This is a genomic window from Streptomyces sp. NPDC047974 (genome assembly GCF_040653375.1).
Taxonomy (GTDB): domain Bacteria; phylum Actinomycetota; class Actinomycetes; order Streptomycetales; family Streptomycetaceae; genus Streptomyces.
This window is the reverse complement of record NZ_JBEZNU010000011.1, coordinates 185,428-205,729: the sequence shown is the minus strand read 5'-3', so window position 1 is coordinate 205,729 and position 20,302 is coordinate 185,428. Positions and strand designations below refer to the sequence as shown.

The 20,302-nt window shown below is 73.7% G+C and carries 17 protein-coding genes; 9 read left to right on the top strand and 8 right to left on the bottom strand.

Annotation, left to right across the window (positions count from 1 at the left end):
* Nucleotides 1–10 precede the first annotated feature (10 nt).
* Nucleotides 11–1,135: an SMI1/KNR4 family protein gene (locus AB0E19_RS18365; RefSeq protein ID WP_362180644.1), complete on the bottom strand. Its 1,125-nt coding sequence runs from the start codon at nt 1,133–1,135 to the stop codon at nt 11–13.
* On the bottom strand, nt 1,132–1,938 hold the full coding sequence (locus AB0E19_RS18360; protein WP_362180640.1) for a carbon-nitrogen family hydrolase: 807 nt from the start codon (nt 1,936–1,938) through the stop codon (nt 1,132–1,134). The genes AB0E19_RS18365 and AB0E19_RS18360 overlap by 4 nt, the downstream gene beginning before the upstream one ends.
* Nucleotides 1,939–2,101: 163 nt before the next feature.
* Between AB0E19_RS18360 and AB0E19_RS18355 the strand changes: the two genes are divergently transcribed.
* Complete coding sequence (locus AB0E19_RS18355; RefSeq protein WP_362180637.1) at nt 2,102–2,929, top strand: maleylpyruvate isomerase family mycothiol-dependent enzyme; 828 nt, start codon at nt 2,102–2,104, stop codon at nt 2,927–2,929.
* Between the two features lie 12 nt (nt 2,930–2,941).
* On the opposite strand, the gene AB0E19_RS18350 is transcribed toward AB0E19_RS18355, so the two are convergent.
* From AB0E19_RS18350 to pdhA, 5 genes are all read right to left on the bottom strand, one after another.
* Nucleotides 2,942–4,255, bottom strand: coding sequence for an MFS transporter (locus AB0E19_RS18350; RefSeq protein WP_362180634.1), 1,314 nt, complete (start codon nt 4,253–4,255; stop codon nt 2,942–2,944).
* Complete coding sequence (locus AB0E19_RS18345; protein WP_362180631.1) at nt 4,252–4,926, bottom strand: GntR family transcriptional regulator; 675 nt, start codon at nt 4,924–4,926, stop codon at nt 4,252–4,254. Before AB0E19_RS18345 ends, AB0E19_RS18350 begins: the two co-directional genes overlap by 4 nt.
* A 91-nt stretch (nt 4,927–5,017) precedes the next feature.
* Entirely contained in the window at nt 5,018–6,430 is a 1,413-nt protein-coding gene (locus AB0E19_RS18340) for a dihydrolipoamide acetyltransferase family protein (protein WP_362180628.1), read from the bottom strand.
* Nucleotides 6,431–6,443: 13 nt separating this feature from the next.
* Complete coding sequence (locus tag AB0E19_RS18335; protein ID WP_362180625.1) at nt 6,444–7,424, bottom strand: alpha-ketoacid dehydrogenase subunit beta; 981 nt, start codon at nt 7,422–7,424, stop codon at nt 6,444–6,446.
* A gap of 2 nt (nt 7,425–7,426) precedes the next feature.
* Nucleotides 7,427–8,608 carry a pyruvate dehydrogenase (acetyl-transferring) E1 component subunit alpha gene (gene pdhA, locus AB0E19_RS18330; RefSeq protein WP_362180622.1) on the bottom strand — a complete coding sequence of 394 codons (1,182 nt, stop codon included), beginning with the start codon at nt 8,606–8,608 and terminating at the stop codon, nt 7,427–7,429.
* A gap of 342 nt (nt 8,609–8,950) precedes the next feature.
* Between pdhA and AB0E19_RS18325 the strand changes: the two genes are divergently transcribed.
* The 3 genes from AB0E19_RS18325 (at nt 8,951) to AB0E19_RS18315 (ending at nt 11,231) form a co-directional block, all read left to right on the top strand.
* Nucleotides 8,951–9,610: a response regulator transcription factor gene (locus AB0E19_RS18325; protein WP_189944774.1), complete on the top strand. Its 660-nt coding sequence runs from the start codon at nt 8,951–8,953 to the stop codon at nt 9,608–9,610.
* Nucleotides 9,611–9,767: 157 nt separating this feature from the next.
* Complete coding sequence (locus AB0E19_RS18320) at nt 9,768–10,199, top strand: pyridoxamine 5'-phosphate oxidase family protein (protein WP_362180617.1); 432 nt, start codon at nt 9,768–9,770, stop codon at nt 10,197–10,199.
* A gap of 15 nt (nt 10,200–10,214) precedes the next feature.
* Nucleotides 10,215–11,231, top strand: a complete 1,017-nt coding sequence (locus AB0E19_RS18315) for a phosphotransferase (protein WP_362180614.1) — start codon at nt 10,215–10,217, stop codon at nt 11,229–11,231.
* A gap of 25 nt (nt 11,232–11,256) precedes the next feature.
* Here the strand turns inward: AB0E19_RS18315 and AB0E19_RS18310 are convergent, their stop codons facing one another.
* The gene (locus AB0E19_RS18310; protein WP_362180611.1) at nt 11,257–12,909 is read right to left on the bottom strand and encodes a protein kinase; all 1,653 of its coding nucleotides are present in this window, start codon (nt 12,907–12,909) and stop codon (nt 11,257–11,259) included.
* A gap of 292 nt (nt 12,910–13,201) precedes the next feature.
* On the opposite strand from AB0E19_RS18310, the gene AB0E19_RS18305 reads away from it, so the two are divergent.
* From AB0E19_RS18305 to AB0E19_RS18285, 5 genes are all read left to right on the top strand, one after another.
* Complete coding sequence (locus tag AB0E19_RS18305) at nt 13,202–14,851, top strand: protein kinase (RefSeq protein WP_362180608.1); 1,650 nt, start codon at nt 13,202–13,204, stop codon at nt 14,849–14,851.
* A gap of 78 nt (nt 14,852–14,929) precedes the next feature.
* Nucleotides 14,930–15,778 carry a hypothetical protein gene (locus tag AB0E19_RS18300; protein WP_362180605.1) on the top strand — a complete coding sequence of 283 codons (849 nt, stop codon included), beginning with the start codon at nt 14,930–14,932 and terminating at the stop codon, nt 15,776–15,778.
* Nucleotides 15,779–15,876: 98 nt separating this feature from the next.
* On the top strand, nt 15,877–16,548 hold the full coding sequence (locus AB0E19_RS18295; RefSeq protein ID WP_362180602.1) for a PadR family transcriptional regulator: 672 nt from the start codon (nt 15,877–15,879) through the stop codon (nt 16,546–16,548).
* An 87-nt stretch (nt 16,549–16,635) separates the two neighbouring features.
* The gene (locus tag AB0E19_RS18290) at nt 16,636–17,379 is read left to right on the top strand and encodes an ABC transporter ATP-binding protein (protein ID WP_360602892.1); all 744 of its coding nucleotides are present in this window, start codon (nt 16,636–16,638) and stop codon (nt 17,377–17,379) included.
* Nucleotides 17,376–20,243 (top strand): ABC transporter permease, encoded by a 2,868-nt coding sequence (locus tag AB0E19_RS18285; RefSeq protein WP_362180598.1) that lies wholly within the window; start codon nt 17,376–17,378, stop codon nt 20,241–20,243. Before AB0E19_RS18290 ends, AB0E19_RS18285 begins: the two co-directional genes overlap by 4 nt.
* Nucleotides 20,244–20,302 lie beyond the last annotated feature (59 nt).

Below are 20,302 nucleotides of genomic sequence, written 5' to 3'. Positions count from 1 at the left end.
CGCCCGGGCCTCAGGCCTCGGGCGCCGTCCGGGGCCTGTACGTGACCTGCTCGACCGGGTCCTCGTGCGGGTGGAAGAGGGCGGGCAGTCCCTCGACGGTGAGCTCGCCGCGCAGCCAGGCGAGGAGCGTCCCGGTGAGGGTGCCGGTGAGCGGCCGGCCCACGCGCGCGTGGCGGGGGTCGACGATCAGCGGCCAGGTGTCGGGGTCGTCGCCCTCGGCGAGCCAGCCGAGCTGGTCGCCGTCGATGGTGGTGGCGAACGGCAGGAAGCCGCGGGGTTCGGGCCAGACGGCCAGCGGATGGAACTCGGGGTAGTCGGCGCGCAGGGAGCGGTAGTTGCCGGCGTACCACTCGGCCCAGGGCGCGAGGTCGTGCGGCCCGTTGCCCCAGGGGAGCGGGAAGCGCAGCCAGTCGCACCAGGTGCCGGCGCCGTACGTCTCCATCAGGCGGACGTACTCGCCGGGGAGTTCGGTGCCGAGCTGGTCGTAGGTCCACTCCCAGTCGCGCGGGCCGAGGTACGGCTCCGGGGGTGGCGGGACGGCGGCGGCGAGGGTGTCGAGTCCGGTGCCGCCGCTCGCGAACGCGGCCCGCTGCCCGGGCGTCGGCACGGGGCGGCGCGGCGGCGGGACCCACGGCCCGGTGGCGTCCTCGGCGCGGCCGCTGCGGGCGAGGGTCCGGGGCAGGCCTTCGTCGACGAGGAGCGCGAGGGTGGGCAGCAGGGTGGTGCCGGGGCGGCGCCAGGGGTCGCGGCCCTCGGCCTTCTCGTGCGGGTCGTGGAGGAGCACGGGCCAGGCGTCGGGGTCGTCGGAGGCGCCGGTGTCCCAGAAGAAGGTGCCCGAGGTGCGGGTCTCGGCGAAGGGGAGCACGCCGGGCGCCATGCGGCGGTACTCCTGGACGAATCGGCCGTAGTCGAAGAGGCCGTGGCCTTCGGCGTACGGCGTCTGGATCCAGAACCGCTCGCCGAGGAGGACGGGGCCGTAGACGGTGGCGATCGCCTTGTAGTCGGCGGGCAGCCGGAGCCCGATCCACTCCTCGACGGCGTCCCAGTCGACGGGGATCGCGGGCCCCTCGGGCGGCGGCCCGAAGAGCCCGGCGAAGGCGGCGACGGCGGCGGTGTCCCGGGGGTCCGTGCTCATCGGACCCTGGTCCGGCGGGGCGCGGCGACGCCGAGGACGCGGTCCTTGAGGGCCGGGAAGTCCTCGCGGATCGCGGCGGGCTTCGCCGGGTCGAGGACGGCCCGCAGGACCTCCTCGCCGGGCCCGGCCTCGGCGAGGATCTCGCCCCAGGGGTCGACGACCAGCGAGTGCCCGGCCTGTTCGACGCCCGCGTGGGTGCCGGCGGTGCCGCAGGCGAGGACGTACGCCTGGTTCTCGACGGCCCGGGCCTGGGCGAAGAGCCGCCAGTGGGCGCGGCGGCGGGCGGGCCAGCCGGCGGGGACGACGAAGGCCTCGGCCCCGGCGTCGACGAGGCCGCGGAAGAGCTCGGGGAAGCGCAGGTCGTAGCAGGTGCCGACGCCGACGGTGAGGTGCGGCAGGTCGAAGGTGACCAGGTCCTCGCCGGCGGCCAGCAGGACGGCCTCGCCCTGGTCGAAGCCGAAGCGGTGGATCTTGCGGTAGGAGGCGACGAGTTCGCCGTCGGGGGAGAAGACCAGCGAGGTGTTGTAGAGGGAGCCGCCGGCGGACTCGACGAAGGAGCCGGCGTGCAGCCAGACCTCGGCGTCCCGGGCGGCGGCGGCCATCGCCGTGTAGGTGGGGCCGTGGAGGGGCTCGGACTCGGCGGCCCAGAGGTCGGCCGAAAACGCACCCGTGGGCCACAGTTCGGGGAGGACGACGAGGTCCGCGGCCCCGCGCTCCTCCCGTACGAGGCGGGCCGCCCGGGCCCGCCGGTCGGCGACCGGTTCGTCCGGGTCTACCGCGATCTGGATCAGCGAGGCGCGCACACTACCACCGTCCTGGCGTTGAAGCCGTCAACACCGGCCTACGATCGTCACACGAAAGCACTGCCGGGGTGCTCCCGGGGAGCGTAACTTAGCGTCCGAGCCTCCCATTCCGCTGTCGCCCAGTCGTGTTTTCAGCCCGCACCGAAGAACGTCGAGGGGTCCCGTGACCGTCCATCCCAGCCTCCAGAACTACGCCGACGCCTGGACCCACTCCATCGAAGCGATAGCCGAGCTGGTGCAGCCGCTCGTGGAGGGCGAGTGGAACCGGGCGACCCCGTGCCCCGGCTGGTCGGTCCGGGACATCGTGTCGCACGTGATCGGCCTGGAGACCGAGATGCTCGGGGATCCCCGGCCGATCCACTCGCTCCCCCGCGACCTGTACCACGTGCGCAGCGACTTCGCCCGCTACATGGAGGTGCAGGTCGACGTCCGCCGGCACCACACGGCGCCGGAGATGACCTCGGAGCTGGAGTACATCCTGATCCGACGGGCCCGTCAGCTGCGGAACGAGACCCGCTCGCCCGAGCACGTCATCCGGGCGCCGCTGGGCGGGGAGCAGACGCTGGAGCAGGGGTACCGGCTGCGGGCCTTCGACACCTGGGTGCACGAGCAGGACCTGCGGTTCGCGCTGGGGGTGCCGGGGAACCTCGACTCGCCGGGCGCCTTCGTGGTGCGGGACATGCTCCTGTCGGCGCTGCCGAAGGTGGTCGCGAAGGACGCGGGCGCGCCGGCGAACTCGGCGGTCGTGGTGGACGTGACCGGGCCGGTGGAGTTCCTGCGGACGGTGCGGGTGGACGCGGAGGGGCGTGGCTCGATCGACGGGGCGCCGTCGCTGGGCCCGGCGGTGACGCTGGCGACGGACTGGGAGACGTACGTGCGCCTGGCCTGCGGCCGGGTCCGGCCGGCCGAGGTGGCCGACCGGGTCAAGGTGGAGGGCGACCGGGAGCTGGCCGAGGCGATCCTCGACCGCTTCGCGGTGACGCCGAACTGACCGGCCGGGGCCCTACACGGGCACGTGGACGGCCTCCACGCGGCTGGCGACGAGGCGTTCGCGCTCGCGCCGGTGGGTGCGTGACTTGAGGCGCAGGATCTGGACGACGCCGAGCGCTTCGAGGACGAAGACGGAGGAGAACGCGATCCGGTAGTCGTCGCCGGTCGCGTCGAGGAGCACGCCGACGGCGAGCAGCGTCGTCATCGAGGCGACGAAACCGCCCATGTTGACGATGCCGGAGGCGGTGCCCTGACGCTCGGGCGGGTTGGCCGGGCGGGCGAAGTCGAAGCCGATCATGGAGGCCGGTCCGCAGGCCCCGAGGACCAGGCACAGGGTGACGAGCAGCCACATCGGGGCGTGGTCGCCGGGGTACGCGATCGTGGCCGCCCACAGCAGGGCGGTGGCGGCGACCGTGCCGAGGGCCAGCGGGGCGCGGGCGCCGCCGTGCCGGGCGATGATCTGGCCGTAGGCGAGGCCCACGGCCATGTTGGAGAGCACCACGAGGGTGAGGAGTTCGCCCGCGGTGCCCCGGTCGAGGCCCTGGGCCTCGACGAGGAACGGCAGCCCCCACAGCAGCAGGAAGACCATCGCGGGGAACTGGGTGGTGAAGTGCACCCACAGGCCGAGCCGGGTGCCGGGCTCGCGCCAGGACTCGGCGATCTGCCGGCGGACGTAGGCGGCGCCCGCGTGGCGGACGGGGGCGGGCTCGTACCCCTCCGGGTGGTCCTTCAGGAAGAGGAGCAGCAGGACCAGGACGAGGACGCCGGCGAGGGAGCTGCCGACGAAGGTGGTGGTCCAGCCGAGGCCGTGCAGGGCGCGGGAGAGGACCACGGTCGAGATCAGGTTGCCCGCCATGCCGATGAGGCCGGCGAGCTGGGCGATGAGGGGGCCGCGGCGGGCCGGGAACCAGCGGCCGCCGAGGCGCAGGACGCTGATGAAGGTCATGGCGTCGCCGCAGCCGAGGAGGGCGCGGGAGGCGAGGGCCATGGGGTACGTCGGGGAGAGCGCGAAGCCCAGCTGGCCGAGGGTGAAGAGGACGACGCCGAGGGCGAGGACCTTCTTGGTGCCGAGCCGGTCGACCATGAGGCCGACGGGTATCTGCATGCCCGCGTAGACCAGCAGCTGGAGTATGGAGAAGGTGGAGAGCGCCGAGGCGCCCACGTGGAAGCGGTCGGCGGCGTCCAGTCCGGCGACGCCGAGCGAGGTGCGGAAGATGACGGCGACGAAGTAGACGGCGACGCCGACGCCCCAGACGAGGGCGGCGCGCCGGCCGCCGGGCGGGTCTCCGGGGAGGGTGACGGCCGATCCGTATCCGTCGCGGCTCACCTGCCCTCACCCCGGACCAGGGTGCCGACGCGGCCGAGGTGGCCGCGGACGGCGGCGGCGGCGCCGTCCGCGTCGCCGGCCCTGAGGCGGTCGAGGATCTCGGCGTGCTCGGCGATGTTCTGGGCGACCCGGTCGGGGTGGGCCTGCATCACGGCGACGCCCATGCGGAGCTGCCGGTCGCGGAGCTGGTCGTAGAGGCGGGCGAGGATCTGGTTGCCGGCGTGCCGGACGATCTCGGCGTGGAAGCTGCGGTCGGTGTCGGCGACCTCGGCGAGGTCGCCGGCGCCCGCCCGCCGCTCCTGCTCGGCCAGGAGCTCTTCGAGCCGGGTGAGGAGCGCGGGCGGCGCGGGCACGGCCCGGCGCACGGCGAACTCCTCGACGAGCAGCCGGGTCTCGACGACGTCGGCGATCTCCTGGGCGGAGACGGCGAGGACGAGGGCGCCCTTCTTCGGGTAGAGCTTCAGCAGCCCTTCCATCTCCAGCTTGAGCAGCGCCTCGCGGACGGGGGTCCGGGAGACGCCCACGGCCTGGGCCAGCTCCCCCTCGGTGAGCAGGGTCCCGCCCTCGTAACGACGGTCGAGGACCGCCCGCTTGACGTGGCTGTAGACCCGCTCGGCGGCGGGCACCTGCTTGACGGGCTGCTCCGCGGAGGGAGGTGCGGCTGATGGCATGCGCACAGCATAGATACAAGGGGTGTACAACTAACAGGCCCGTCCGCGATGCGGACGGGCCTGTTTCACGTGAAACGCGGCGGGCGGGTGACTACGCCCAGGTCATGAGCCGCTTCGGCTGCTCCAGGACCGCGGCCACGTCGGCCAGGAACTTGGAGCCGAGCTCGCCGTCGACCAGGCGGTGGTCGAAGGAGAGGGCCAGCGTGGTGACCTGACGCGGCTTCACCTTGCCCTTGTGGACCCAGGGCTGGAGCTTGATCGCGCCGACCGCGAGGATCGCGGACTCGCCCGGGTTGAGGATCGGCGTACCGGTGTCGACGCCGAAGACGCCGACGTTGGTGATGGTGAAGGTGCCGCCCTGCATCGCCGCCGGGGTCGTCTTGCCCTCGCGGGCGGTGGCGACCAGCTCGCTCAGGGAGCGGGACAGCTCCGGCAGGGTCTGGGCGTGCGCGTCCTTGATGTTCGGCACGATCAGACCGCGCGGGGTGGCCGCGGCGATGCCCAGGTTCACGTAGTGCTTGAGGACGATCTCCTGCGCCGCCTCGTCCCAGGCCGCGTTGATCTCCGGGTTGCGGCGGACCGCGACCAGGACGGCCTTGGCGATGAGGAGGAGCGGATTGATCCGCAGGCCGGCCATGTCCTTGTCGGCCTTGAGCTCCTCGACCAGCTTCATCGTGCGCGTGATGTCGAAGGTCACGAACTCGGTGACGTGCGGGGCGGTGAAGGCGGAGCCGACCATGGCCGCCGCCGTCGCCTTGCGGACGCCCTTGATCGGGACGCGGGTCTCCCGGGCGTCGGCCGCCTGGACCGCCACCGGGGCGGGCGCCGCGGCCGGGGCCGGGGCCGCCACGGGCGCCGCCGGGGCCGGGGCGACCGGAGCGGGCGCCGGAGCGGCCGCGCGGTGCACGTCCTCACGGGTGATGACCCCGTCCGGGCCGGTCGGGACGACCGAGGCCAGGTCCACGCCGAGGTCCTTGGCGAGCTTGCGCACCGGCGGCTTGGCCAGCGGACGCGCGCCGGCCGGGCCGTGCCCGTTCAGCTGCTCGGGGACCACCGCGACGGGCGCGGCGGCGGCGGGCGCGGAGGCGGCCGGAGCGGCCTTGCGGGCCCGGCGCTTGGTGGAGCTCGCGGCCACGCCGTAGCCGACGAGGACCGGCTGGCGGCCCTCCGGCTCCGGCTCCGCCGCGGGGGCCGGTGCCGTGGGGGCCGGGACCTCCGCGGCGGGGGCGGCGGCCGGGGCCGGCGCCTCCGCCGGGGCGGCGCCGCCGACGTTCACCGAGATGATGACCTGGCCGACGTCGACCGTGGTGCCCTCGGGGAAGACCAGCTCGTGGACGGTGCCGTCGAAGGGGATCGGCAGCTCCACGGCGGCCTTGGCCGTCTCCACCTCGCAGACGACCTGCCCGTCGGTGACGGTGTCACCGGGCTGGACGTACCACTTGAGGATCTCGGCCTCGGTCAGGCCCTCGCCCACGTCGGGCATCTTGAATTCGCGGATCGTCATGGTGGTGCTCTCCTCAGTACGCCAGCGAGCGGTCGACGGCGTCGAGCACGCGGTCCAGGCCCGGCAGGTACTCCTCCTCCAGGCGCGCCGGCGGGTACGGCGCGTGGTAGCCGCCGACCCGCAGGACGGGGGCCTCCAGGTGGTAGAAGCAGCGCTCCGTGATCCGGGCGGCGATCTCCGCGCCGGAGCCGAAGAACACCGGCGCCTCGTGGACGACGACCAGGCGCCGGGTCTTCTCGACCGAGGCCTGGATGGTGTCGAAGTCGAGCGGGGAGACCGAGCGGAGGTCGACGACCTCGATCGACTTGCCCTCCTCGGCGGCGACCGCCGCGGCCTCCAGGCAGGTCTTCACCATGGGGCCGTAGGCCAGCAGGGTGAGGTCGGTGCCCTCACGGGCGACCCGGGCCTTGTGGAGCTCGCCCGGAATGGCCTCGGTGTCGACCTCGCCCTTGTCCCAGTAGCGGCGCTTGGGCTCGAAGAAGATGACCGGGTCGTCGCTCTGGATCGCCTGCTGGAGCATCCAGTAGGCGTCGGAGGAGTTCGCCGGGGTGACCACCTTGAGGCCCGCGACGTGCGCGAAGAGCGACTCGGGGGACTCGGAGTGGTGCTCGACGGCGCCGATGCCGCCGCCGTACGGGATGCGGATGACGACCGGCATCTTCACGGTGCCGAGCGAGCGGGCCCGCATCTTCGCCAGCTGGGTGACGATCTGGTCGTACGCCGGGAAGACGAAGCCGTCGAACTGGATCTCCACGACGGGGCGGTAGCCGCGCAGCGCGAGGCCGATCGCGGTGCCGACGATGCCGGACTCGGCGAGCGGGGTGTCGACGACGCGGTCCTCGCCGAAGTCCTTCTGGAGACCGTCGGTGATGCGGAAGACACCGCCGAGCTTGCCGACGTCCAGGCCCATGACGATGACCTTGGGGTCGGTCTCCAGGGCCTTGCGCAGCGACTCGTTGAGCGCCTTCGCGAGGGGAAGCTTCTGAACAGCCATGATTACTCGGCCTCTCCGTTCGCGAAGGACGCCTGGTAGGCGGCGAACTGCGCGCGTTCCTCGTCGACGAGCGCGTGCCCGTCCGCGTACGTGTGGTCGAACATCGCCATGTGGTCCGGGACCGGCATGGCGCGGACGACCTCGCGGACGTGCTTGCCGAGGTTCTCGCTCTCGGCCTCCAGCTCCTCGAAGAAGGCGGCGTCGGCGTGGCCCTCGTTCTCCAGGTACGTCCGCAGGCGCAGGATCGGGTCCTTCGCCTCCCACGCCTCGCGCTCCGCGTCGCGGCGGTAGCGGGTCGGGTCGTCGGAGGTGGTGTGGGCCGCCATCCGGTAGGTGAACGCCTCGACGAGCGTCGGGCCCTCGCCGCGGCGGGCGCGCTCCAGGGCCGAGCGGGTCACGGCCAGACAGGCGAGGACGTCGTTGCCGTCGACGCGGACGCCGGGGAAGCCGAAGCCGCGGGCGCGCTGGTAGAGCGGGACGCGGGTCTGCTTCTCGATGGGCTCGGAGATCGCCCACTGGTTGTTCTGGCAGAAGAACACGACCGGGGCGTTGTAGACCGCCGAGAAGACGAACGACTCGTTCACGTCGCCCTGGCTGGAGGCGCCGTCGCCGAAGTAGGCGAGCACGGCGGAGTCCGCGCCGTCCTTGGAGATGCCCATGGCGTAGCCGGTGGCGTGCAGGGTCTGCGAGCCGAGGACGATCGTGTACAGGTGGAAGTTGTTGCTGCTCGGGTCCCAGCCGCCGTTGTTCACGCCGCGGAACATGCCCAGCAGGTTGGTGGGGTCGACCCCACGGCACCAGGCGACGCCGTGCTCGCGGTAGGTCGGGAAGACGTAGTCGTCGTCCCGCAGGGCGCGGCCCGAACCGATCTGCGCGGCCTCCTGGCCGAGCAGCGAGGCCCACAGGCCCAGCTCGCCCTGGCGCTGGAGGGCGGTCGCCTCCGCGTCGAAGCGGCGGGTGAGGACCATGTCGCGGTAGAGCCCGCGCAGCTCCTCGGCGCTCAGGTCGATGTCGTAGTCGGGGTGCTGGACGCGCTCGCCTTCGGGCGTCAGCAGCTGAACGAGCTCGGGCTCCCCGGCCGGGGCCTGGTCGGCCTTCTTTGCGCCGGCGCTGGCGCCGGTGGTGCGCTTGGCGCCGCTGCTGCGTCGCGTCGTCTTGCGCGCGGCAGTGCTCTCCACGGTCACGTGCGTGCTCCTCCGTCGGTCCGGCCCCCGGGTTCGCCGGTGGGCCAGTGCGGCTCTCCGCCTTATCCGTACCCTGCGCACGGGGTGGGTGCGACGCGGCCGGGGTCGGGCGTGACAGTTGTCCCGGCGAACGCCGTCAGAAGGCACGTTACCCATCACGCCGCATTCCTGCGAAACCCCTCTTGACCTGCGAATTTGCTTGGATTTCCAAGTAAATTGGGAAAAGCGGAAGCTCGCCCTGGTCAGCGCGTTGGGCAGCGGCCCGACACCCTCGTCGGAACATCCGGCACCGTAACCCGCGCACCCCGGGCACCGGAAGAGCCAATATGTGAGACTGGCTTCGTGCGCGAAGAAGGAAAAATCCGGGTATTTCTGCTGGATGACCATGAAGTCGTCCGGCGCGGCGTCCACGAGTTGCTTTCCGTGGAGGACGACATCGAGGTGGTCGGCGAGGCCGGAACCGCGGCAGACGCCCTGGTCAGGATCCCCGCGACCCGCCCCGACGTGGCGGTGCTCGACGTGCGGCTGCCCGACGGCAGCGGTGTCGAGGTCTGCCGCGAGGTCCGCTCCCAGGACGAGTCGATCAAGTGCCTGATGCTGACCTCGTACGCGGACGACGAGGCGCTGTTCGACGCGATCATGGCCGGGGCCTCGGGATACGTCCTCAAGGCCATCCGGGGCAACGAGCTGCTGAACGCGGTCCGGGACGTGGCGGCCGGCAAGTCGCTGCTCGACCCGGTGGCCACGGCGCGGGTCCTGGAGCGGCTGCGGGACGGCAACAACCCGAAGGGGGACGACCGGCTCGCCCACCTCACCGAGCAGGAGCGCAAGATCCTCGACCTGATCGGCGAGGGCCTCACCAACCGGGCCATCGGCGAGCGCCTCCACCTCGCGGAGAAGACCATCAAGAACTACGTCTCCAGCCTGCTGTCGAAGCTCGGCATGGAGCGCCGCTCCCAGGCCGCCGCGTACGTGGCGCGCATGCAGGCCGAGCGGCACTGAGACCCGCGCCGGGCCCGGCGGGACCCCCTCCCGGCCCGGCGGTCTCACCCGGACGGAGCAGTCCGGGGCCCGCGGACGGCATTCGGGACCTACGTCCCCGCCGACGCGGGGCCCCGGCCCCTTTCCCGACAGGGCGCCGGTGGCGGACAGTGGAGTCATGTCCACCGAGGAGATCCGTGCCATCGAACTGCTCGGCCGTGCACCGTACGGCCGGATCGCCACGAGCATGCGGGCGATGCCCTTCGTCGCCCCCGCCCGCCACATCGTCTCGGGCGACAGCGTCCTGATCCGCATGCACGAGGGGCTCGGCTACCACCAGGCCTGCAGCGGCAGCGTCGTCGCCTACGGGGCGGACGACCTCGATCCGGAGTCGGGCACCCTGTGCTCGGTGCAGTTCACCGGCACCGCCGAGATCACCGAGCCGACCGAGGCCGAGCTGGCCGCCTTCGGCCCCGAGCCGCAGACCGTGGACGGCGAGCCCTTCGTCCCCGTCTACATGCGGATCGAACCCCAGTTCGTCACCGTGCACACCATCGACTACGGCCCCGCGGCCGCCTCCGCACCGCGACACCTCCACCACGCGGCGTGATCTAACATCTGCGGAGTGCCGCGCTCATCTGAACATTCCGCTCCTCCGGTCGGCGCCCTGCTGCGCCGCCATCCGCACGTCGGCGAGCCCCTGTCCTGCGTCCCCGTCACCGAGGGCCTGCTCAACCGCGGCTACCGCCTCGCCACCACCCGCGGCCGCTACTTCCTCAAACAGCACCTCGACGCCCCCACCGCCGACCGGGCCACCATCACCCGCCAGCACCGCGCCACCCAGCGGCTGCACGCCCTCGGCCTCCCGGTGGCCCCGCCGCTGCCCGACAGCCGCGGCCGCACCGTCGCCGTCATCGGCGGCCGCTGCTACGCCCTGCACCCCTGGGTCGAGGGCCGGCACCGCGACGGCGCCCAGCTCACCACCGGCGGCTCCCGCCGCCTCGGCGCCCTCCTCGGCCGCGTCCACACCACCCTCGACCGGGTCATGGAGCCCCCGCCGCCCGGCGAGCGGCACGACAGCGCCCGCCCCGAGGACACCTTCGCCGACATCGCCGAGCTGATCCGCCTGGCCCGCGCCCACCGCCCGTACGACGACTTCGACGCCCTCGCCGAGCACCGGCTGCGGGAGCGGCGCCGGCTGCTCGCCCAGCACGCCCACCGGCGCCCTCCGGCGCCCGCCACGGCCGGCTGGGTGCACGGCGACTTCCACCCGCTGAACCTGCTCTACCGGGGCGCCGAACCGGCCGCGATCGTCGACTGGGACCGCCTCGGCGTCCGCCCCCGGGCCGAGGAGGCCGTCCGGGCCGCCGCGATCTTCTTCGTACGCCCGGGCGGCGAGCTGGACCTGGAGAAGGTGCGGGCGTACGCGCGCGCCTACCGGCGGGCCGCCGGCGCCGACGGCGCCGAGCTGGCCGCGGCGGTGCACCGGGTGTGGTGGGAGCGGCTCAACGACTTCTGGACGCTGCGCTGGCGCTACCTGCTGAACGACCGCAGGGCCGACCCGCAGTTCCCCGCGGTGTCGGCCCTGGCCGTGTGGTGGACCCGGGAGTACGACGCCGTCCGCGACGCCTTCGCCGCCTGACGCCCGCCGTCGCCCGGGGAGGTGGCTACGGGGTGGACCCCGTGTCGCCCTCCGGACCGCCGGTCGGCGGCGGGTCCGGGTCGCCGTTGTCCCCGCCGGTCGGGTCGGGCTCGCCGGTGGCGCCGCCGTCCGTCGGCTCGGTCGTCGTGTCGCCCGTCGGCGTCGGCGCGGTCGTCGTGTCGTCGGTCGGCGTCGGAGCCGTGGTCGGCTCGTCCGTCGGCGTCGGAGCGGTCGTCGGCTCCATCGTCGGCGTCGGCGCGGTCGTCGGGTCCTGCGTGGCCGGCGGCCACGGGTTCTGCGTGGTGCCGCCGTCGCCGGACGTCGGCGGCTCGTAGGTGTCCTCGGACGGCTCCTCGGACGGGGTGGGCTCCTCGGAGGCCGTGGACGGCGCGGTCGAGACCGTCGTCGGGGTCGTCACCGGGCTCTTCTTGTTGCCCTCGTCCCCGGCCATGCGGACCGCGAAGACGACACCGGCGACGATCGCGACCAGCGCGAGCGCCGCGAAGAGCACCCTCCTGGTCCGCCTGCCCCCGCCGCCGTCCTGGCCGCCGTAGCCGCCGTTCCCGCCGCCCGGGCCGTAGCCGCCGGTGCTGCCCGTGCCGTCGTAGTAGCCGCCGTCGTCCGGGTTGGGAGGCGGAAGGATCTGGCCCTGGGAGGTCTCGCCGAGCGGCGGGTGCCCCATGGCCGTCGTCGCCGCCATGCCGTGGCCGGGGGTGTGCCCGCCCTCGTGCGCGGCCACCGGGCCGGTGCTCCAGGTGCCGGTGTGGCCGCCCTGCTGCCGGAGCATCTCCAGGCCGTACTGGATCAGCCCGCGGAACTCCTCGGCGCTCTGGAACCGGTCGTCCGGCTCCTTCGCGAGCGAGCGCATCACCAGGCCGTCCAGCTCCGGCGGCGTCGAACCGCGGACCTCGGACGGCGGGACCGGGATGTCCTGCACGTGCTGGTAGACCACCGACAGCGGCGTCTCCCCGGTGAAGGGGGGCCGCAGCGAGAGCAGCTCGTAGAGCAGGCAGCCCGTCGCGTACAGGTCGGAGCGGTGGTCGACGGCCTTGCCGAGCGCCTGCTCCGGGGAGAGGTACTGCGGGGTGCCCATGACCATGCCGGTCTGGGTCATCGTCGCCTGCGCGCCGTGCAGCGCGCGGGCGATGCCGAAGTCCATGACCTTCACGGCGCCGGTGTTCGTGATGATCACGTTGGCCGGCTTGATGTCGCGGTGCACGATGCCGTGCTGGTGCGAGTACGCCAGTGCCTCCAGGACGCCGGAGACGATCACCAGCGCCTGCTCGGGGCCGGGCGCCTCCGTGCTGACCAGCAGGTCACGGATGGTGCGGCCCTCGACGAGCTCCATCACGATGTACGGCACCGGGCGGCCGTCCACGACGTCCTCGCCGGAGTCGTACACCGCCACGATCGCGTGGTGGTTGAGGCCGGCGACCGACTGTGCCTCGCGCGTGAACCGCGCCTTGGAGACCGGGTCCTCGGCCAGGTCGGAGCGGAGCAGCTTCACCGCGACGGTGCGGCCGAGCCGCACGTCCTCGGCGGCGAAGACCTCGGCCATGCCGCCGCGCCCCAGACGGTGCGTCAGGCGGTAGCGGCCGTCGCCGACGACCCGCCCGAGCCCCCACGACTCCCCAGCGGCGCCCGGCACACCGCCACCTGCGTCGGATCCGGGTCCCATGAGTCCTCGCCGTCGTCTGTGCGTGCCGTGTGTCCAGTCGTCACGCTACAGGCTTCGTACGACAACACGGTCCGCGATGACCGGCCATCCAACCCTTCTCGTGTACGCCTGTGCAAATTCCGTGAGTTTCGCCCGCCTCTGCGCGACGCGGGCGGTGCAGAGGGTCACGGAACGGGCACTCGGCTTGACGTGTCAGGGGCCTCGGGCAGACTTGGCGCAGAATCAAGCCGGATGCGGACTTCCGGCCGGGATACGACGGACCGACGCCGCGGGGCGCAGGGGGACAGCACACATGAGCCACGACGGCGCTCAGGGCGGCCGCTACGCGGGCGGTTCGGTCGCGAACGGCCGCTACCAGCTGCGCGACCTCCTCGGCGAGGGCGGCATGGCCTCGGTCTACCTCGCGTACGACAGCGCGCTGGACCGACAGGTCGCGATCAAGACGCTCCACACCGAGCTGGGCCGCGAGGCGTCCTTCCGCGAGCGGTTCCGCCGCGAGGCGCAGGCCGTGGCGAAGCTCTCGCACACCAACATCGTCTCGGTCTTCGACACCGGCGAGGACACCCTCGACGGCGGTCTGATGCCGTACATCGTCATGGAGTACGTGGAGGGGCAGCCGCTCGGCTCCGCCCTCGCCTCCGACGTGCGCCAGTACGGGGCGATGCCCGCCGACAAGGCGCTGAAGGTGACGGCGGACGTGCTCGCCGCCCTGGAGGTCAGCCACGAGATGGGGCTCGTCCACCGCGACATCAAGCCCGGCAACGTGATGATGACCAAGCGCGGCGTCGTGAAGGTCATGGACTTCGGCATCGCCCGCGCCATGCAGTCCGGCGTCACGTCGATGACCCAGACCGGCATGGTCGTCGGCACCCCGCAGTACCTCTCCCCCGAGCAGGCCCTGGGCCGGCCGGTGGACGCCCGCTCCGACCTTTATTCGGTCGGCATCATGCTCTTCCAGCTGCTGACGGGCCGCCTGCCCTTCGACGCGGACTCGCCGCTGGCCATCGCCTACGCGCACGTGCAGGAGGAGCCGGTCGCGCCGTCCTCGGTGAACCGGTCGGTGACGCCCGCCATGGACGCGCTGGTCGCCCGCGCGCTGCGGAAGAACCCGAACGAGCGGTTCCCGAGCGCCGCCGCCATGCGCGACGAGTGCCTGCGGGTGCTCTCGGCCGGCCAGTCCGCCGCCCCGGTGATCGTCGCCGGCGGCCCGGTCAACAGCGGCTCGGGCGTCGGCTCGGCCGTCTTCCCGCCGGTCGGCCAGACCCCGCCGCCGCACGCGCCCGCCCCGCACGTCCAGCAGCCGTACCAGCCGCCGACGCCGCAGCCCGGCCCGTACGGCCCGCCGACCCCGGCGCCCGTCCCGGCGCCCGGCCCGGGCTACGGCTACCCGCAGCAGGCGCCGGCCCCCGCCTACCAGACCCCGCCGCCCGTCTCCTACGCGCCCGCTCCCACGCCGGCCCCGGCCGCCCCGGCCCCGCGCCGGAACATGCCGGTGCTCGTCGGCGCGGTCCTCGTCGTCCTGATCGCCGTCGGCGGCACGCTCGTCGCCCTCAAGCCGTGGGAGAAGGAGCAGGACCCCACCGCGGGCGGCACCGGCGGTCCGACCGGCGGCACGAGCCAGACCGAGACGCAGACCGCCGCCCCCGGCCACAAGGGACCGGACCTGTCGAAGACGATCGAGACGAAGGAGTGCACCGAGCCGCGGGAGTCGAGCGACGACCCCGAGAAGTTCGAGGTGCCGGATCTCACCTACAAGAACATCACCTCGGTGAAGGACTGCCTCCGGGCCGCCGGCTGGAAGACCGTCAAGGAGATCCCGGTGAACGAGAACACCTACGGCGAGGGCACGGTCCTCCAGCAGTACCCGAAGGCCGGCACGGACATCTCGGCGGAGGACGCCGAGTTCACCCTGGACGTCTCCACCGGAGACCCACAGCAGTAACCGCCCGGGATGCCGGACCCGCCCCGTTATGTGACGCTGAGTCGGACACCTCGGCGGCACGGCAGGGAGGGTTTCCCGGTGACTCCCACACGCGGCGGGAACGGTGGCGTACGGGTACGGGCAGGAGTCCACGGACAGGTGCGGGTGCGGGGCCTCGGGTCCCGTACCGCCCTCCGGACGGCCGCGCTCGCCCCCGCCCTGGCCTGCGCCTTCACCCTGTACGGCGCCGGCGGCGCCACCGCCCTGGGCCCCACCGCGGGCCCCACCGCGCCCGGCGCCTCCAGCCCCGCCGAGCCGTCCTCCCCGGCCGCCCCGCCCACCGCGACCGGCGGCCCCTCCGCCACCACCCGGCCGGGTACGCCCCCGGGACCTGGCGCCACCGGCCCCACCGGCACCGGCACCCCCACCGGAACCCCCGGAACCACCGGAACCGCCGACCCCACCACGTCGCCGACCGCCACCGCCCCCTCCGGGACCGGCGCGCCCCGGCCCGGGAAGCCGGCCGCCCGCACCAGCGACGCACCCGCGCCCACCGGCTCCCCCTCCCTCGCCGGCCGGCCCGCGGGCGAGGGCCGGCCCAAGCCCGGCCGCGCCGAACCGGCGACGCCGACCCCGACGGCCCCGGAGGGCGGCGAGACCGGCGAGACCGCGGAGGCCCCCGGCTCCACCACCCCCGCACGTGACAGAACCGCAACAGAATCCGCCGCCGACCACCTCCCCGAGGAGGACGCGGAGGTACTCGGGGAGGACGCCTCCGCGCACCCCGAAGCGGCCCGCGCCACCCTCCCCGCCGCCGCCCCGCAGTTCGCCGTGGGGACCCCCGGCACCGCCTCCGACCAGCCCGTTCCCCTGCTCACCCTCGGTGTGGGGCTCACCCTGATGGGGCTCGGCCTCGGCTTCCTCGGGCTGCGGCTCCGCCGCCGCTGACGACCCGCCCGGCCCCTCCCGCTCCCCCCTGAGGCGGACCCTCCGCATCCCCCTCACGACGGTTGTCGCCCTCGGCATACCCGGTATACATACTCGGTATGTCGATCCGCCACGGGCTCCTCGCCCTCCTCGAACACGGCCCCCGCTACGGCTCCCAGCTGCGCACCGAGTTCGAGTCCCGCACCGGCTCCACCTGGCCCCTCAACGTCGGGCAGGTCTACACGACCCTCGGCCGGCTCGAACGGGACGGCCTCGTGGCCCAGAGCGGCGAGGACGGCGCCGGCCACGCGCTCTACGCGATCACCGACGCCGGCCGGACCGAGCTGCGCACCTGGTTCGAGCGGCCCGTGGACCGCACCAGCCCCGCCCGCGACGAGCTCGCCATCAAGCTCGCCATGGCCGTCGGAGCGCCCGGCGTCGACATCCGCGAGGTCATCCAGTCCCAGCGCCGCCACACCGTGAAGGCGATGCAGGACTACACCCGCCTCAAGGCCCAGGCCCTCACCGCCCTCGAAGGCACCGGCAGCCGCGAACGCGACGACATCGCCTGGCTCCTCGTCCTGGAACAGCTGATCTTCCAGACCGAGGCCGAGGCCCGCTGGCTCGACCACTGCGAATCCCGGCTGATCCGCCTCGCCGCGACCGCACCCGCGACCACGACCGCCACGCCCCCCGCCCCGCCCGGGCCCGGGGCGGGGACGGGGCCGGGGGGCGTGGGGGCCGGGTCGGGGGCGGCTCCGGGGGGCGGGGCCGTGGGCCGGGCCCGCTGACCGGGGCCCGAGCCCCCGTACGACCGTCTCCGTTCTTCCATCACACCGCTCACCGTGCGTTCTCCGCGCACCCTAGGGGGACCCTTCATGTCCACACCGCTCGCCGCGCAGCCCGTGCTGCGCCTGCAGAACCTGACCCGGGTCCACGGGTCCGGCGCCACCGAGGTGCACGCCCTGCGCGGCATCGACCTCGACGTGCACCCCGGCGAACTCGTCGCCGTCATGGGGCCGTCCGGCTCCGGCAAGTCCACGCTCCTCACCATCGCCGGCGGCCTCGACACCCCCACCTCCGGACAGGTGATCGTCGAGGGCACCGACATCACCACCGCCGGGCTGAAGGAACTCGCCGCCCTGCGCCGCCGCAGCGTCGGCTACGTCTTCCAGGACTACAACCTCATCCCCGCGCTGACCGCCGCCGAGAACGTCTCCCTGCCGCGCGAGCTCGACGGCATGTCGGCCCGCAAGGCGCGCGTGGAAGCCCTCGCCGCCCTGGAGGAGATGGGGCTCGGCCACCTCGCCGACCGCTTCCCCGACGAGATGTCCGGCGGCCAGCAGCAGCGCGTCGCCATCGCCCGCGCCCTCGTCGGCGACCGCCGTCTCGTCCTCGCCGACGAGCCCACCGGCGCCCTCGACTCCGAGACCGGCGAGTCCGTCCTCGCCCTGCTCCGCGCCCGCTGCGACGCGGGCGCCGCCGGCGTCCTCGTCACCCACGAGCCGCGCTTCGCCGCCTGGGCCGACCGGGTCGTCTTCCTGCGCGACGGCGCCATCGTCGACCAGACCGTGCGCAGCGAGGCCGACTCCCTCCTGACGGGCCGGGTGGCCGAGGCGTGAAGACCTGGTTCCACTCCTGGCGGGCGGCGGTCCGCATCGCCCGCCGCGACGCCTGGCGCGCCAAGGGCCGCAGCTCGCTCGTCCTCGCGATGATCGCCCTCCCCATCCTCGGGGTCAGCGCCGCCGATCTCACCGTCCGCAGCTCCGAACTGTCCGTCACCGAACGCCTGGAGCGGTCGATCGGCGCCGCCGACGCCGCCTTCCGCGACCCCGACTTCGGCGGTGTCCCGGTGCACCAGTCGCCCGCCGGCGACAACGTCTACCCGGCGAAGGAACCGGCGGAGAACGAACCCTGGCCGAGCGGCTCCACCGACCCGAGCAAGGTCATACCGGCCGGCGCCCGCTGGATCACCGACAGCGAGGGCGCGGCCAAGCTGACCACCGTGCACGGTCTGCTCCAGACCGACGTCCGGGAGCTGAAGGCCGACGACCCGATGGCCAGGGGCATCACCACGCTCCTCGACGGGCGTTACCCGCGGACGGCCGACGAGGTCATCGCCACCTCCGCGTTCCTGGAGAAGAGCGGGCTCTCGGTCGGCTCGACCGTTTCCGCTCGCAATTTCGACCGGCCCTACCGGATCGTGGGCTCCTACGAGCTCCCCGACGAGCTGGACGCCGCCCAGATCACCGCGCTGCCCGGGGCCTTCCTCGCCCCGTACGGAAAGGCCGCGGAGAAGGCCGGGGCGCTCGCGCCGGGCTCCAGCACCTCGTACCTGGTGCAGCGCTCCGGTGGTTTCACGTGGAACGACGTGCAGGAGATCAACGCCAAGGGCGTCTCCGTCGTCTCCCGGGCCGTGCAGCTGAACCCGCCCGCCGACTCCGAGGTCCCGCTCTACCAGCAGGAAGGCTGGGGCGACTTCGGATCCAGCGACGGCGCCGACGCCATGGTCCTCGCCTCCCTCGCCACCGTCGTCGGCCTGGCGATGCTGGAGATCTGTCTCCTCGCCGGACCCGCCTTCGCGGTCGGCGCCCGCCGCTCCCGCCGCCAGCTCGGCCTGGTCGGCGCCAACGGCGGCTCCCGCAGCCACATCCGCGCCATCGTCCTCAGCGGCGGCCTCGTCATCGGCGTCTCCGCCGCCGTCGTCGGCACGGTGCTCGCCCTGGTCCTCACCCTCGTCCTCCAGCCGTTCCTGGAGGACTTCATGGGGCAGCGGTTCGGCGCCTTCGACGTCCGGCCGCTCGAACTCCTCGGCATCGCGCTGCTCGCCGTCCTCACCGGCCTGCTCGCCGCCATCGTCCCGGCCGTCACCGCCTCCCGGCAGACGGTGCTCGCCTCGCTCACCGGCCGCCGCGGCGTCCGCTCCACCAGCAAGGTGCTGCCCGTCGTCGGCCTGATCGCGCTGCTCCTCGGCGCGGCGATCGCCCTCTACGGCTCCCTCGTCACCGACCAGTTCGTCATCGTGGCCGGCGGCTCGGCCATCGCCGAGCTGGGCGTGGTCGCCATGACCCCCGCCATCGTCGGGCTCTTCGGGCGGGTCGGCCGCTGGCTGCCGCTCTCCCCGCGGCTCGCGCTCCGCGACGCCGTCCGCAACCGGGGCCGTACGGCGCCCGCCGTCGCCGCCGTCCTCGCCGCGGTCGCCGGCACCGTCGCCGTCGCCACGTACACGTCGAGCAGCGACGCCCAGTACCGGGCCGAGTACACCGCCAGCCTGCCGCACGGCGCCGTGTCCTTCTTCCAGATGGAGGAGGGCGGCCGGGACGTTCCCGCCGTCGCCGACGCCGTCCAGCGCTACTTCTCCGTCGAGACCCGCGCCGACGTCTCCCGCGTCGCCGTCGGCAAGCCCGGCTGCCCCGCCTGGGGCGGCGGCGACGGCTGCGGCCAGTACGAGGTGATGACGCCGCCCGCCAACGTGTGCCCGATGTGGGTCGCCACCACCGACGGCAGCGATCCGTCCGAGAAGTTCACCCCCGAGCAGCGGCGCACGATGATGCGCGAGGACTGGCGCTGCAAGGAGACCGCGGGCGGCGGCGGGGTCTACGTCGACGGCGGACTCCTCGTCGGCGACGCCCGCCTCCTGAAGGTCCTCGGGATCACCGACCCCGGCGCGGCCCGGGCCCTCGCCGACGGCAAGGCCGTCGTCCTCTCCCGGCCGCTGGTCGACAAGGACGGCACGATCGGCATCAAGCAGATCACCGACATGAAGGCCGCCGAGAAGGCCATGTCGGAGAGCAAGCCCTCCCCGGGCAAGGTCTCCCGGATCGCCGCCCACCTGGTGCCCGGCGACCCGCGGAGCTACGGCCTCCAGGTCCTCATGACCCCCGCGGCCGCCCGGTCCGCCGGCCTCGCCACCGTGCCCGTCGGCGCCTACTTCAGCACCGACGCCATGCCCGCCACCGAGCAGCGCCAGAAGCTCGACGCCGAACTGGCCACGCTCGGCGCCGGGGTGGACCTCACCGTCGAGGAGGGATACGTCTCCGACGACAGCATCTTCCTCCTCGCGCTGACCGTCTTCGCCGGCCTCGTCACCATCGGCGCCGCCGGCATCGCCACCGGCCTCGCGCAGGCCGACGCCGAGGCCGACCTGAAGACGCTGGCCGCCGTCGGCGCCCCGCCGCGCGTCCGCCGCACCCTCAGCGGCTTCCAGTGCGGGGTGGTCGCAGCGATGGGCGTCGTCCTCGGCTCGCTCGCCGGACTGCTCCCCGCGGTCGGCCTGCGGCTGACCGAGGAGCGCGAGCAGATCCGCTACCACGAGCAGACCATCGCGGAGGGCTGGGGCGGCGACCTCACCCCGCCGTACGTGCCGATCGTGGTGCCCTGGGAGACCCTTGCGGCCCTGCTCGTCGCCGTCCCGCTCGGCGCCGCGCTGCTCGCCGCCCTGGTGACCCGCTCGAAGGGGGCGGTGGCCCGCCGCGAGGCGACCTGACGTCTTTCCGCGGCCGACCGTGCCCGGGAAGGAGGGTGGATCACCCTTCTCCCCGGGCA